The sequence below is a fragment of the Aquimarina sp. AWH4_224 genome (genome assembly GCF_056160245.1).
This window is the reverse complement of sequence record NZ_JBSWWU010000005.1, coordinates 271878-286306: the sequence shown is the minus strand read 5'-3', so window position 1 is coordinate 286306 and position 14429 is coordinate 271878. Positions and strand designations below refer to the sequence as shown.

13 protein-coding genes are annotated in these 14429 nt (G+C 36.8%); 5 read left to right on the top strand and 8 right to left on the bottom strand.

Annotated features, from left to right (window positions below):
• The first annotated feature begins 72 nt into the window (after positions 1 to 72).
• Entirely contained in the window at positions 73 to 939 is an 867-nt protein-coding gene (locus ACXAGJ_RS12160) for an SMP-30/gluconolactonase/LRE family protein (RefSeq protein WP_474840201.1), read from the top strand.
• Positions 940 to 1013: 74 nt separating this feature from the next.
• On the opposite strand, the gene ACXAGJ_RS12155 is transcribed toward ACXAGJ_RS12160, so the two are convergent.
• Complete coding sequence (locus ACXAGJ_RS12155) at positions 1014 to 2570, bottom strand: hypothetical protein (RefSeq protein ID WP_474840199.1); 1557 nt, start codon at positions 2568 to 2570, stop codon at positions 1014 to 1016.
• A 214-nt stretch (positions 2571 to 2784) separates the two neighbouring features.
• Here ACXAGJ_RS12155 and lpdA point away from each other — a divergent pair, with 214 nt between their 5' ends.
• On the top strand, positions 2785 to 4191 hold the full coding sequence (lpdA, locus tag ACXAGJ_RS12150; RefSeq protein WP_474840197.1) for a dihydrolipoyl dehydrogenase: 1407 nt from the start codon (positions 2785 to 2787) through the stop codon (positions 4189 to 4191).
• 63 nt (positions 4192 to 4254) lie between these two features.
• On the opposite strand, the gene ACXAGJ_RS12145 is transcribed toward lpdA, so the two are convergent.
• Together ACXAGJ_RS12145 and ACXAGJ_RS12140 are read right to left on the bottom strand one after the other, a co-directional pair.
• Positions 4255 to 4965, bottom strand: coding sequence for a LytR/AlgR family response regulator transcription factor (locus tag ACXAGJ_RS12145; protein WP_474840195.1), 711 nt, complete (start codon positions 4963 to 4965; stop codon positions 4255 to 4257).
• Positions 4955 to 6031: a sensor histidine kinase gene (locus ACXAGJ_RS12140; protein ID WP_474840193.1), complete on the bottom strand. Its 1077-nt coding sequence runs from the start codon at positions 6029 to 6031 to the stop codon at positions 4955 to 4957. Before ACXAGJ_RS12140 ends, ACXAGJ_RS12145 begins: the two co-directional genes overlap by 11 nt.
• Before the next feature lie 216 nt (positions 6032 to 6247).
• On the opposite strand from ACXAGJ_RS12140, the gene ACXAGJ_RS12135 reads away from it, so the two are divergent.
• From ACXAGJ_RS12135 to ACXAGJ_RS12125, 3 genes are read left to right on the top strand one after another with little or no spacing between them, the layout of a single operon-like run.
• Positions 6248 to 7693, top strand: coding sequence for an alpha/beta hydrolase family protein (locus ACXAGJ_RS12135; protein WP_474840191.1), 1446 nt, complete (start codon positions 6248 to 6250; stop codon positions 7691 to 7693).
• 51 nt (positions 7694 to 7744) lie between these two features.
• Complete coding sequence (locus ACXAGJ_RS12130; protein WP_474840189.1) at positions 7745 to 8158, top strand: MotA/TolQ/ExbB proton channel family protein; 414 nt, start codon at positions 7745 to 7747, stop codon at positions 8156 to 8158.
• A gap of 12 nt (positions 8159 to 8170) precedes the next feature.
• Entirely contained in the window at positions 8171 to 9487 is a 1317-nt protein-coding gene (locus tag ACXAGJ_RS12125; RefSeq protein WP_474840187.1) for a serine hydrolase domain-containing protein, read from the top strand.
• A 50-nt stretch (positions 9488 to 9537) separates the two neighbouring features.
• Here the strand turns inward: ACXAGJ_RS12125 and ACXAGJ_RS12120 are convergent, their stop codons facing one another.
• The 5 genes from ACXAGJ_RS12120 to ACXAGJ_RS12100 all read right to left on the bottom strand — a co-directional run bounded on the left by ACXAGJ_RS12120 (position 9538) and on the right by ACXAGJ_RS12100 (position 14393).
• Positions 9538 to 9777 (bottom strand): CDGSH iron-sulfur domain-containing protein, encoded by a 240-nt coding sequence (locus tag ACXAGJ_RS12120; protein WP_073316305.1) that lies wholly within the window; start codon positions 9775 to 9777, stop codon positions 9538 to 9540.
• Between the two features lie 111 nt (positions 9778 to 9888).
• Positions 9889 to 11256: a DUF3179 domain-containing protein gene (locus tag ACXAGJ_RS12115; RefSeq protein ID WP_474840185.1), complete on the bottom strand. Its 1368-nt coding sequence runs from the start codon at positions 11254 to 11256 to the stop codon at positions 9889 to 9891.
• A gap of 68 nt (positions 11257 to 11324) precedes the next feature.
• Positions 11325 to 13091, bottom strand: a complete 1767-nt coding sequence (locus ACXAGJ_RS12110) for an ABC transporter ATP-binding protein (RefSeq protein WP_474840184.1) — start codon at positions 13089 to 13091, stop codon at positions 11325 to 11327.
• Positions 13088 to 13834: a subclass B1 metallo-beta-lactamase gene (gene bla / locus ACXAGJ_RS12105; RefSeq protein ID WP_474840182.1), complete on the bottom strand. Its 747-nt coding sequence runs from the start codon at positions 13832 to 13834 to the stop codon at positions 13088 to 13090. The genes ACXAGJ_RS12110 and bla overlap by 4 nt, the downstream gene beginning before the upstream one ends.
• Positions 13827 to 14393 carry a metal-dependent hydrolase gene (locus ACXAGJ_RS12100; protein WP_474840180.1) on the bottom strand — a complete coding sequence of 189 codons (567 nt, stop codon included), beginning with the start codon at positions 14391 to 14393 and terminating at the stop codon, positions 13827 to 13829. Before ACXAGJ_RS12100 ends, bla begins: the two co-directional genes overlap by 8 nt.
• Positions 14394 to 14429 lie beyond the last annotated feature (36 nt).

Sequence of the window (14429 nt, the reverse complement as noted above, 5' to 3'; positions counted from 1 at the left end):
TACTTTTGAAATCAAATAGTACCTCAGAATTAGAGATGTACTTTAAAATGTTTGATTTTAAAATTTATGATTATGAAACAAAATATGTTATGGATGAGCATTATGGTATTAATATTTACCAATGTAAGTGCTCAGAAAGTAAAAAAGATTTGGGAGGTAAACGGTTTGGAAGCGCCAGAATCTGTTGTTTTTGATAAGGAAAACAAGGTGTATTATGTGTCGAACGTGGCTGGGCAACCTGCCGAGAAAAACGGATTGGGATATATTTCCATGGTGACCACCGATGGTAGCATCAAAACAAAAAAATGGATTGCTGGGTTGAATGCGCCAAAAGGCCTTGGGTTGTATAACAACCATTTGTATATCGCCGATATCGATGTGGTGGTAATAGTAGATATCAGTACCGGGAAAGTTCTAGACCGACTCACAGCAGAAAAAGCTACTTTTCTAAACGATATTGAAATAGATGCTAATGGCACCGTGTATGTTACGGATACCTTTGGCGGGAATGCGATTTACAGCATTAAGGATAAGAAAATTGAACTTTGGTTAAAAGATGAAAAATTGGACTATCCCAATGGACTCAAAATTGTAGATAATAAACTATATGTGGCAAGTTGGGGGGTGGTCACTAACCCAAAAACTTTTGAAACTGAAGTTCCGGGAAAATTAATGTCAATAGATCTGTCGACCAAGCAAATCAAGGACATTACTGGGCCCAAAGGAAATTATGATGGTTTGATAACATATGATTCCCAATTTCTGATCTCAGATTGGATAGCAGGAGGGGTGTATGCGATTAATCAAAAAGGAGAGGTGTCTGAAATTTTGGATTCAAATCCGGGTGCTGCAGATATTTTCTTGAATGAAGAAGAAAAGCTGTTACTCGTACCGCAGATGCTAGATGGAAAGATGACCGCGTATCAATTATCAGAATAGAAATAAAATGATCGTGTAATAAAAAAGCGCCTTCAATTTTTTGAAAGCGCTTTTTTATACATTGTATTTCATAGTTAATTCCCATCCTCAAAAACGGTACTTTCGTACGCACCAATATCCGGGGCCGTAGGATTTCGTGTTGTACCCAAAATATCGGTTCCCGAAGTAGGAGTACTGGCTCTGCCATTGGCAGCAGAATTATCACCAATATTCAGCATGTTATCAAATGGTGCTTTGAAGTCGGGATTTTCATTAAAGATGATGTTCTCAAAAAGAGATGTATTGTCAAAATCGTATAATGGATCATCTACAAACCGATCACTAAAGTCATTAAATCGAATCAAGCTATTTTGGAAATTGTAATTAAAAGCTGTACCGTCTACACGACTAAATAAAAGTTCTAAATCTTGATTTCCGTAAATAATACAATTCGTAAAATTAGCAGCCAATAAATCCGCGACTACAACTTCGGTATCACTGATTTGCAGATTATTATCAATCAAAACAGATGGCAGTTGTCTAAAACCAGTTCCTATACTCGAGTAATTCGTAAAAGTACAATGATTAAAATTGTAGGTGCCTCCTAAGGAACAATTTAAAGCCACCTGTCCAGCATTATTGATGACAATATTCTCTCCGAGAATGTTGGCCGTTCTGGCCAATAAGCCAACGTTTGAAGAATTATATATCTGCGTATTCGTTATGGTGAGAGTAGGGTCAGGACCTCCATCATTAGAATCCATCAATATACCTGCTGTAGCATTCTTTATGGTTGCATGATTAATAGTATGTCCTGTACTTCCAGCTGTTAACCAAATGGTACCCCATTGTCCTGGGATATCACTAAAACCGGGTTCTAATCGATCTCCTTCAAAAATGACTTCATTTTCCATACGTTCGGGATCTGTACTCAACTCTCCATTAACTTGTAACGTGGCATTATTGGCTACAATCAATCCGGAATTAGCATGAAAATGGATTCTTGCACCAGGATCTATCACCAGAGTTTCACCACTAGGTACCGCGGCATATCCATAAATTACGTAGGGCTTTTCGTTGGTGAAATTGAGTTGATCATTGTCGAGAAAGAACCCTTCTATACGGATCTCATTATTTTCATTATCGACTCCTAATAGTAAAGTCTCGACTTCTCCGGTCATCGCATCCCGAGAAGGGAATAGAAAAATGGCATCTTTGACCAAGGTGACCAAATCTACATCTTGCGGACTTCCTCCTGCATCAAAAATAATACGATCAGTATATAAAAACTCCAGATCATTAGTTTGTGAGGTAATATCCGTAGTGGTTTCTACAAAGATGAAAATACTGTCTTTCGCCAAAACTTGAATATCTTCAAAGGATTTTCCAGGGATACCATCTACATTAAGTCTGTAATTAGAACTCTCTCCACGTTCAAGGGCTATGGTTGGAATAGTGAAATCGTCATTTGTTCTATTATATACTCTAAAACTATAAGTACTCGAGCTGATGTTTGTAAAAACGGTATCCAGAAAAAGAGTATCTACCGAAAATTCTAGATTCCCTATACTTGGTCCTGATTCGAAATCCTTACGACAGGAACTCCAGAAAACAATCACTATAAGTAAGAAAAGTGCTGATAAATAGCGCATTATGTTTTGGTTTTTTAGAGCAGAGATATCTCTTTGCAAATCAAGTCATACTTTGATCGAAATATCAATATCTAATTTGAGTTAAATGTATAACTTTTTATGTAGTCTTAATATTGCTTTTTGGCAAAAATTTCAGAATCCCTGTACTTCTGTAAGAAATAAAACATTCGTACATTTGTTGTTCACTATTAATACGACAACATAATAATCTATTATGAGTACATATGATGTAGCCGTGATTGGCTCTGGACCTGGTGGATATGTAGCTGCTATTCGATGCGCACAACTAGGTATGAAAACTGCAATAATCGAAAAATATTCAACACTTGGCGGAACTTGTCTTAACGTAGGGTGTATCCCTAGTAAGGCATTACTCGATTCTTCTCATCACTATGAGCATGCAGTAAAGCATTTTGCTGATCATGGAATTGAAATTCCTGGAGAAGTAAAAATCAATCTCGAAAAAATGATCGCTCGTAAGCAAGCAGTAGTAGATCAAACTACAGGTGGAGTGGATTTCTTGATGAAGAAAAATAATATCGAGGTGTATGAAGGTGTTGGTGCTTTTAAAGATGCTACTCATATCGATATCGCAAAGGCAGACGGAACAACAGAAACCATCGAAGCGAAAAATATAATCATCGCCACAGGCTCAAAACCTTCAACATTACCGTTTATCACAATAGATAAAAAGAGAGTGATTACTTCTACAGAAGCGTTAAAGCTAAAAGAAGTACCAAAGCACATGGTGATAATAGGTGGTGGTGTTATAGGATTGGAGCTAGGACAGGTATATCGACGTTTGGGAGCTGAGGTTTCTGTGGTAGAATATATGGATAGAATTATTCCAGGAATGGACAAAGCTTTATCCAGAGAATTACAGAAAGTATTGAAAAAGCAAGGTGTGAAATTCTACACTTCTCATAAGGTTACCGAAGTAAAAGCTACTGCAAAACAAGTAACTGTTACTGCCGATGACAAAAAAGGAAATCCGGTACAGTTCAAAGGTGATTATTGTTTGGTGTCAGTAGGGCGTCGTCCTTACACAGATGGATTAAATGCTGAAGCTGCCGGAGTAAAAATTAATGAAAGAGGACAGGTTGAGGTAAATGATCATTTGCAAACCAATGTGCCTAATATTTATGCTATTGGAGATGTGGTAAAAGGAGCAATGTTAGCCCATAAAGCCGAAGAAGAAGGAGTTTTTGTGGCAGAAACATTAGCAGGACAAAAACCACATATCGACTATAACCTAATACCTGGAGTGGTTTATACCTGGCCAGAAGTTGCTGCAGTTGGTAAAACTGAAGAAGAGTTAAAAGAAGCTGGAGTAGCCTACAAATCAGGTCAGTTTTCGTTTAGAGCCTTAGGAAGATCCAGAGCAAGTGCTGATCTAGATGGATTTGTTAAGATTTTGGCTGATGAAAAGACAGATGAAGTGCTAGGAGTACACATGATAGGAGCACGTTGTGCAGATATCATTGCCGAAGCGGTGACTGCCATGGAGTTTAGAGCATCTGCCGAAGATATTTCACGTATGTCGCATGCACACCCTACTTTTACAGAAGCGGTAAAAGAAGCGGCCTTGGCAGCTACAGATAATAGACCTTTACACATGTAAGAGAATAAGACTATAAATAAAAAAAGGCGAGCTTAAGAAACTCGCCTTTTTTATTTGATGAAGTTATAGCTGTTCGAGTGTTTTTAGAACCTCGGTCTTATAGTTCCTGCTGATAGGGAGTGATTTGTTGCCTACTACAACTTCTTCATTAGAAAAAGAATCTATTTTAGATATAGCCACAACAAAAGAACGGTGAATACGAATAAAGTCTTTAGTAGGAAGTTTGGACTGCATATTACTAATGGTCTCTCGGGTTGTGATCACTCCAGAAGTACAATGTATTTTTAAGTAATCACTATAGCTTTCGATATATAAAATATCAGAAAAATCTATTCGTTTCATACGTCGGTCCGACCGTACAAAAATATAATCTGTATGCAATGAATTCTCTTGGATATCCTTAGTAGGTTGTTGATACACTTCAAAGTAATTGTTCAGTGATTTCAATAAGCGTTCAAAAGAGATTGGTTTTAATAAATAATCTACAGCATGCAAGTCAAAACCATCGATAGCATATTCTCTGTAGGCAGTAGTAAAAATGATTTTGATGTTTTTATTAATGGATCTGGCAAATGAAATACCAGAAATACCGGGCATGTGTATATCCAAAAAAATCAAATCCACAGCTTGTTCATTAATACAGCTAAAGGCATCCATAGCATTGGCGCAAATTGCAATAATTTCGATGCGATCTATTTTGCTTAAATGATCTTTGATGATATCCCGTGCCGTAGGTTCATCGTCTACTATGATGCAGGAAACTTTAGTATTCATTAACCGAAGATTTTGAAATGTTTAATTGTAATTTGGAAGTATACCACTCGCTGTCTTTGTGCGTTTCTAATTGATAGTTATTTTTGAATAGAAGCTCAAGGCGTTTTTGGACATTGCTTAAGCCAATTCCTGGCGGATGTTCGGCTTCGTCATTTTGAATCGAATTTTTGATATGAAAATACAATTCGTCGCCAGTAAGTTTAAGTTTGATATAGATATATAATTTATCATTTCGTATTTGCCCATGTTTGAAACTGTTCTCTACAAAAGGGATAAGTAACATAGGAGGGATTTCTATGGTGCTATTTACTAGAGGTAGGTCTACTTCAATAGCCAAGCTATCTCTGAAACGCATTTTTTCTAGAGCGACATAATCTTTGATGTGCTCTATTTCCTCTTGTAAAGGAACCAAAGGTTTGTCACTTTGATACAGCAAGTAATCCAGGAGATTTGAGAGTTTTAGAATAAGTTCTGGAGTTTCTTCAGACTTTTTGATGGCAAATCCATACATCGTATTTAATGTATTAAAAAGAAAATGAGGATGAATCTGCATTTTTAAGTACTGAAGTTCTTGTTCCTTCAACTTTAATTGTGTCTCCAGAATTTTATGAGTTAGCTGTTGATTCGCTGTAATGGATTTGTAGTTGCGATATGCAAGGTTTAAAGCACTGGCGATGAAAACCACAAAGTATACCGCGATAAAAAGAAATAGGGGACTTCTTGTCATGGGAGCCATATCGGCAACTTTTGTTTCAGTAAGAAATATCAGCCCATAAAAAAAGGAAATTACAATAAAGTAAGCAGAAACTATGATGGTGTAAATACAGTATAAGACAAAGAGCAAATACTTCTGCTGAAACAGATATTTAGGAATCAGCAGTTCGATCACCGTATATGTTGTTCCCACGGTTACTGGCATCAAAAACAAAGAGAACGAAAACACATAATGAATGTCATTAGTATTGTATCCAAAGAAATAGGTATAACAAAACAACACAATCGTCCAAAAGGCAACGTGTAATATTATTTGCGCGATTTTTTTGAAAATAAATTCTTTTGAAATCATCTCTTTACGGATACGCTTCTAATATCCGTATATTTTTTAAAACAGCATGATTAATGAGGTGAATAACTGAATTGCCCCCTGTTTTGACATTTTGAACAACATTTGTAATTGGATCTGCTATACGCAATGCTAATTTGGTCATTGATCGAAATTAAAAATATTGAGGTCTCTTTGATCTTAGTTTTGTTTCCGAATCAATATCAAAATCATTCTTCAATGCGAATTTTAGAGATTACTTTTCTACTGAGTGTTATTGCTTTTTTTGTCAGCATTTTTCTTAAGAACTCATCAATTAAAAAATGGATCTTATACAGCGAGACACTATTTCTGGTACTGCACTTACTCATAGAGGAGAGCAGATGGCAAATGTATTTGGGATATGTCTCATTTGTAATTGGAATACTTTTTTATGTTCGTCCCAGGATCAACCGATGGATAAGAGGAATAGGATCGGGTTTGGGGATGTTGTTATCTATTGTAGCATTTGTTTTAGGTATGGTCATGCCAGTAATCAAGTTTCCAAAGCCAACTGGGGATTATACCGTAGGAGTAGATACTTTGTATTTTGAAGATCAATCCAGACCCGAATTGATTACAGAGGAAGAGGATGATAGAAGAAAATTAACGGTTCATATCTGGTATCCTTCTTCAAAAAAGATTACCGAACCCGAACGATATCTGGATGATGGATATGCCGAAGTATTTGCACAAAGTAAAGGTATGCCTACGTTTATGGCCTCTCATTTTAACCTTACCAAAACGCATACTCAACGACTTTTACCCATAATCAAAAACAAGCGATTACCAGTAGTGGTATTGTCTCATGGCTTAACATGGAGTGCCAAAATGTATACCACCCTTGTCGAAGAAATGGTAAGCAAGGGGTATGTGGTTGTGGGTATTGATCATATGTATGAATCATTTTTGACAGAATATGAAGGAGAACGAATCCGTTGGAGTGAAGAGAACATCCAAAAAATGAATGAGGGCGTTGATTTTAAGTTTGTAAATGAAACCAATGAACTTTTCAAACAAGAAAAAGACACCACCAGGAAGTACGAACTGTTAAGCAAGGTGGTCCAACATCTGCCATATTTTGAAAGTTTAGATCGATGGGCGAACGATATTTCTTTTGTACTGGATCAAATCGAACTGCTGAATAACAATCCGGATAGTGTGTTTTTTCAAAAATTTGATGTGGATAACATTGGTCTTATTGGGCATTCCTGGGGTGGAGCAGCGGTTGTTCAAAATGCAGCAGTAGACCCAAGAGTTAAAGGAGTGATTAATTTGGATGGAGCACAATGGGGAAGAGCAATCGATACAACTCTGAAGGTGCCGTTGCTAGTCATGCATGCCGATAGAAATTATAAAGAATTCTTTACTCCTAATTTTTACATCTACGATCGTATTACTAGAGAGGATTACTACCTAGCTACTATTGCATCCAGTGCGCATACTAATTTTGGAGATCTTTCGTATTGGACCAAAATTAATGCCTTAACCGAAACAGGAACCATTGTACCCAAACGAATGAGCGACATTACCAATCAATTGGTTTTGGCATTTTTTGATAAACATCTTCGGGGTAAGTCGATTGCACTTGCCAAAGAGTTTTCTTCAGAACAGTACCCTGAAATAGAAATGATCAAGAAAAAATAACCTTCGAGCATTATCGCTCACATATTATTTATAAATTAAACACCAGTTATTATGATATCACTATTTTTTATTCAATCTCAAGATCAACCCGCATCATTCCCCGTCTTTCAACTCTTACATGAAGGAGGTCCATTTTTTATGGTACCAATTTTGATGGTTCTTTTAGTAATACTGTTTTTGGTCATAAAGAGTATATGGGTATTCTATCGAGAAAAGCGTTGGTCTTCAAAATACATAAAACTGATTAACTCTTTAGGGTTATTGATTTTGGTTTGGGGTATTTTGGGGCAACTTATTGGGCTTATTGAAGCATTTGATCGTATAGAAATGTTAGGAGATATTTCTGCCAGCATGCTGGCTGGAGGATTAAAAGTATCTGCTTTGCCTACCTTATTCGGCTGTTTTGTATTTGTGATTTCCAGAGCAGCGACAACAGTATTCACCTGGGTACAAAAAGAAGAATAAAACACAAATATCATGCAAAAAACGATCACTACTCTGTTATTATTTGTTACAGTTATCACACAGTCACAAATAGTCAATACACAAAAACTCGATAGTTTTCTTACTCATTTATCGCAAAAAAATAAGGCAATGGGAAGTTTGTCCATTCACAAGGCGGGTAATGAAGTATATGCTCGGTCTATTGGTTATGCCGATGTAGCTGAAAAATTGTTAGCCAATAGTGAAACAAAATACAGAATAGGTTCAATTACCAAAACGTTTACGGCTACGCTAATCATGCAATTGATAGACGAAGGTAAGTTAACTCTCGATACTCCGCTTAGTACGTATTTTCCGCAAATGCCAAATGCCGAAAAAATTACTGTCGAGCACCTTTTAAGACATCGTAGTGGTCTTTTTAATATAACAGGAGATAAAGATTTTAGACAATGGATGCTAAGACCTAATACCAGAACCGAGATGTTGGACCGAATGGTAGAAAAAGAAATACAATTCAAACCCAACAAAAAAGCAAAATACTCGAACACGAATTATCTACTACTGGGATATATTTTGGAGGATATTGAAAACAAGAGTTATGCAGAGATTTTGAAATCACGAATAGTGATGCCTTGTAAATTGAAAAATACGAGCTATGGTGGCAAAATTGATGTAGCCAATAATGAAGCGAATTCCTATGTGCTACATGCCAATTGGGTGGCACAACCAGAAACAGATATGAGTGTTCCGGCAGCGGCAGGTGCTATTATATCTACACCAAAAGATGTTGCCATTTTTTATAATAGTTTATTCAAAGGGAAATTAGTCTCTGATAAATCGTTAGAAGAAATGAAACGATTGGTAGATCGATTTGGTTTGGGGCTAATGGAATTTCCATATACAGATGGAGAAAATTACGGGCATTCTGGAGGAATAGATGGTTTTCAATCCATCGCGATTTATATTCCTGAAAACGAGCTGATCATCACATATTTGTCTAATGGAGTTGTCTTGGGGCTAACTGATATATTAATGGGAGTAGCCAAAATATACTTTGGAGCTCCTTATGAGTTCCCAGAGTTCAAACCTCCTTTAGCCTTGAAAACCGAAGAGTTAGATTCGTATTTGGGCGTATATAAGGCAAACAAGTTTCCACATCAAATAAAAATCACCAAAGAAGATACGCTATTGATTGTTAATGCTAAGAATGGACCCACATTTCCGGTAGAATCTTACGAAAAAGATGTGTTTAAATCAGATCAGACAGGAGTGCAAATTCAATTTTTTCCAGAGCAAGATAAAATGGTATTACACCTGGGCGCCAAAACCACAGAATTAATAAGAGAATAATATAAGATATGAAGCTCTAATTGAAGGAAAAAAATTAGAGCTTCATAATTTTAGTTTTTGTGAGACCCGTCACAATACGGAGGGTTTTTGGTTTGTTTACAGGTACATAAATACGCTTCTTTAGCTTCTTCAACCTTAAAAATCACTGGGTCGGTGCCGTCTTCTTTTTTATGGTTTCCGTTGCAAAAAGGTTGGTCAGAACTAAAACCACAACTACACCAGGCATAATTTTTATCTGCTTCTAATTGACAGGGAATAGGAGCATCCCCGGCTTTTCTTACATTTTTCATAGCTAAACGATTTTTTGTGTATTTAAATGTATTAAAATGAGCATTAAGACTGGTTCTAAATACGATCATTTTTCAATAGAAAAAGGAGTCATCCAATTATGAGGGCGTTCTTTATTTTATTAGAGTAACCTCAGGAAAAGCAGCTTTGTAACCAAACCAAAACGCATTGTGGGTAGGAACTCTTTTTAAAACTTCTTGTGTTTTCGTATTTATTAATTCTTCTTCTTCCAATTTCCAGGAATTACCTTTACTATCGGTTGCTGTAGATTGTCCATCATAACCTACAAATTCAATAGTTTTGTTGAAATATACCCGATGTGCTCCACTTTTATCCGTAAATACAATAAAGTTTTTTTGATGGATTACACCGGTATGTATAGGATTCTTTCGTAGATATTTGGAAGAAATGGCAATATTCTCTTCAGTTACACTAGGTAGTCGTATGGCCAGAATCTCTTGCTTGTTTTTTAATCGCTTGTCTTTTTTGGGAATATTAAACATTAACTCATCTGTAGAAAAGTAGTCTTTGTAGGCAATCCCTTCGTCGTAATTACGATCATGCCCTGTTTTAAGAGACAATACTTTAGTTTCCGGATGCCTCTTTTTCCATTCACCCCAAGTCGTGGTGACTACACTAAGGTATTCGAGTTCAATCCCTTTATCTACCAAAGGGCCAATAACTGGCTTTCCCCATAAGGTGTTCCATAAAGATTGTGTTTTTTTATCATACATTAATTTGTTAGAACGATATAAAAAACCACTGGTTCCCATTTGGTATTTCACGCCATTTTGTTCGGTTTTATAGAGAATAACGGTACCACATAATGTACAATACACCCCAGCTACCGGAACTCCTCCAACCTGATCGGTAAACATTTCGTGCCAAGCCAAAATTCGTTTGGGATAAGCCCGTGTATCTCCATTGATCGATATCCCAAATACGATATGATCATCTTCCAAATAAGAGGCCTGATTGGCGTTGATCATATTGGGATTTCGCAATGGAGGAATCCCATCCTGGATAACACCACCCCAACGTACTTCGTCTAATCGGATTGTGGATTGATCTTGACGACTCAAAAAATATTTAGCAAATCTGGAGTCTATTGCTCTGTGCAAAGCAGCTTTAAAAAAGTAATATCCCTCATTATACGTAGCATCTTTGTTCCAAAGATATTCATACCATTGATTGAAATCGTAGGTGTAATTTTTACCGGTCTTTTTTTGCAAGATATTCAAAAGCTTACTTGAGGTAGAAGGACTTTTTAAAAAATACAAGCTCTCTATAGCCAAAGCTTCAAAATCTTCAGACCAGTTATCGTTAATGTATATCAACGCTTTTTGATGTGTATTACGATCTCTGGTGGCAAAAAAATCTAAAAAATAATCATAATCCTGTTTGGGAAAATGATTACCATTTTGAGCTTCTAAGGTTCCTAATTGCAGACATGTCAAAAGGATAAACACAATCTTTTTCATAGACTTACTTTTTAGGTAAGTCGTTATGGGTAGCGGATATCAACAGATTTTAAGGAAACTTTAGAGAATTAAATTCGCGCTTGGTAGGTATACAAGTCAAAATACCTGCCTTCGGCTTTGATTAATTCATCATGAGTTCCACGCTCCGCAATGTTTCCAGATTCGATAACAAGTATCTGATCTGCTTTTTTTATGGTGCTTAATCTGTGGGCAATCACAAATGTGGTACGTCCTTTCATGAGTTCGGCAAGACTTTTCTGTATCAAGGCTTCGCTTTCGGTATCCAGATTCGATGTGGCTTCGTCTAGAATAATAATTTTTGGATCGGCCAATATAGCTCTGGCTATCGCGATACGTTGGCGTTGTCCTCCGGATAATTTCACCCCTCGTTCTCCAATTAAAGTATCTAATCCATCTTCAAAGCGATCTGTAAATTCATTTACGTAAGCCGCCTTTACTGCAGATTGTAATTGTGCCTCGGTAGCATCAGGACGAGGGAAAAGAATGTTTTCCCGAATAGTGCCTTCAAACAAAAATTCATCCTGAAGTACCACTCCCAGATTCTTACGGTAACTCTTGAGTTTTACTTTAGAGATATCATGACTATCTATGGTAATGATCCCGGATTTTGGATTGAGAAAAGTAGCCGCCAATCCTGCAATGGTAGATTTTCCAGAACCTGAGCTTCCTACCAAAGCAGTTACCGAACCGGACTGTGCCCTAAAGCTTATGTTGTGCAATACTTCTTTTCCTTCTTCATAGGCAAAACTCACATTGTCGAAAATAATATCACCATCGATTTGATCCAAAACAATATTTCGGTCCTCAATCTCTTCTTCGGTAGTCATGTTCATCAATTCTTCAGTCCTGTCCAAACCAGCTAGGGCTTCGGTTAATTGACTTCCAATATTGCTCATTTGTACGATAGGGGCGATCATAAAAGCTAAGTACATTGTAAATGACAAAAATTGCCCCGTTGTAAGACTACCTTCCATCATATAATAACCTCCGATCCCCATGATTCCTGTAGAGGCAATACCTGCCAAAAGGAAAGTAGAAGAACTTGTCATTAACGCAGTGGCGGTCAAACTCTTTTTTACATTTTGAAACAATCGATCAACTCCTCTTTCAAAAATCTTATTCTCTTGTTCTTCGGCATTAAATCCTTTGATGACTCTTACACCTGCTAGCGTTTCAGTAAGTCGACCTTTTACTTCGGCATTAATTTCACCTCGAGCTCTAAAAATAGGTCGAATATATTTGAAGGCTTTAAGAGCGATGATGCCAAATAAAGTAACAGGAACAAGCACAAATAAGGTCATCCAGGGATTGATATAAATTAAAAGAATCAAAGAAACAATGGCTGTAAACGTACCGCCAACCAGTTGCACTAATCCTGTACCGATCAAATTTCGCACTCCTTCAACATCACTCATAATTCGTGATACAAGAGAGCCGGACTTGGTGTTGTCAAAAAAACTAATAGGTAAGGAAAGCACCTTTTTTTGCACTTGGGCACGTAATTCTGAGATGAGGTATTGCGCCTGCACACTCAAAATTCGAGTTAAAAGAAATGACGTGGTCGCTTGAATCAATATGGCCAACCCTACTATGATCAATAGTTCGTATAATTCACCCATATCTTTACTAGGGATTACTTCATCCAGTAAAGCTTTACTTTTCCAGGGTAAGATTAAACCAGCGATTCTATTAAAAATAATTAAAACCAATCCAATAAAGACCAAATTGCGTCTTGGCCAAATAATAGTTTTAAATGCGGTGATCATGCTCACCTTAGGTTTCTTTTTGCTCTTTGTTTTATCTTTTGTATTCATTGGTTTTGGTTAGTTTGAAATAAGGAAATAGTATAATCCAGTAATGTGCTATCTCCATGCACTCCATGACCTGGGATTACAATGGTAACTTCAGGATAAGCCTTTTTGATGTTTTGCACCGTAAGGGGCCATGCAATGACATTGGCATCGGCTAGATTTCCTTTTCTTGCCTCAAGACTTTTGATCATACACCCTCCGAAAATGATCTTCTCTTTTGGGAAATACGAAATGATGTTATCAGCTGTATGCGCTTCTCCAAAAAATCTATTAATGATAGTCTTATTTCCAAGTGTGAGCTCTAGGCTATTTTCGAAGATGCGATCGACGGATCCTGAATTTTCTTGTTGCATAAAAAATGCGGTTTTTTGCGAAGCAATAGATGGGATATTGTATTGTTTAAAGACATCCATTCCTTCGATACAGTCATTATGATGATGATTAAAAACTACTCCTTTTATAGATAGCTTTTGATCATCCTGAAGCCATTGGATGAGCTCTTTGGTTGCAGTATCATTTGCAGGAGTATCAAAAACATAGGCTTGTCCCTCATTTTTGTATACAAAACCATTACAAGGAAATAGGGCTCCATTTTGTAAAGTAATATTAGAAATATGGATATAAGCGTTATCGGTGATTTTGAGTAGTTTTAGATCCTCCGAAACAATAATTGTTTCAACATCTTTATGAGTTTGGCAAGAAATCAATTGAGCACACAGAAATACAAATAAGAGTGCTTTACTCATTGGATTGATCCTCATATGGTTGGGTGGTTTTCTTCTTTTTGATTAATCGTACAACTAAGATATAAATCCCAACGGGAATTCCGACCCAAATAAGTTCACTTAACAATACTTTAATGCCCCAAATTCCAAAAAAGTTACTGGCTCCAATAGGCGATACCATGATTGGGCGCCAAGGAAAGAAATATCGGGTATCATCAAATGGTGAGAAAAAAGCAATACCCAATCCACCTGTTGTCATAGCATCCAGAACTCCATGAGAAGCTGTACATAGCGTAAAGTATAAGGTCAAAAGTAACCCGGTATGCGAGAAAAAGCGTCTTCGATAAAAAATGATGGTAACCAGAAATCCTAGCAAGACCGCAAAAACCAGTGAATGCGAAAACCCTCGATGCCCCCAAAAATCTTCATAAGCAATACCAAATTTAAACCCCACTACATCCGCATCTGGTAACATAGCACATAAGATACCAAGGATCCAAAATTTTGTGTTGATTATGGATTTGGGAAAGGTCTTTCCAATGCCATATGCCAAGAAACCATGTGTAAATATAGAAGCCATAAATAACAATTGTTTCTAAGCGCTTAATATCTTGAA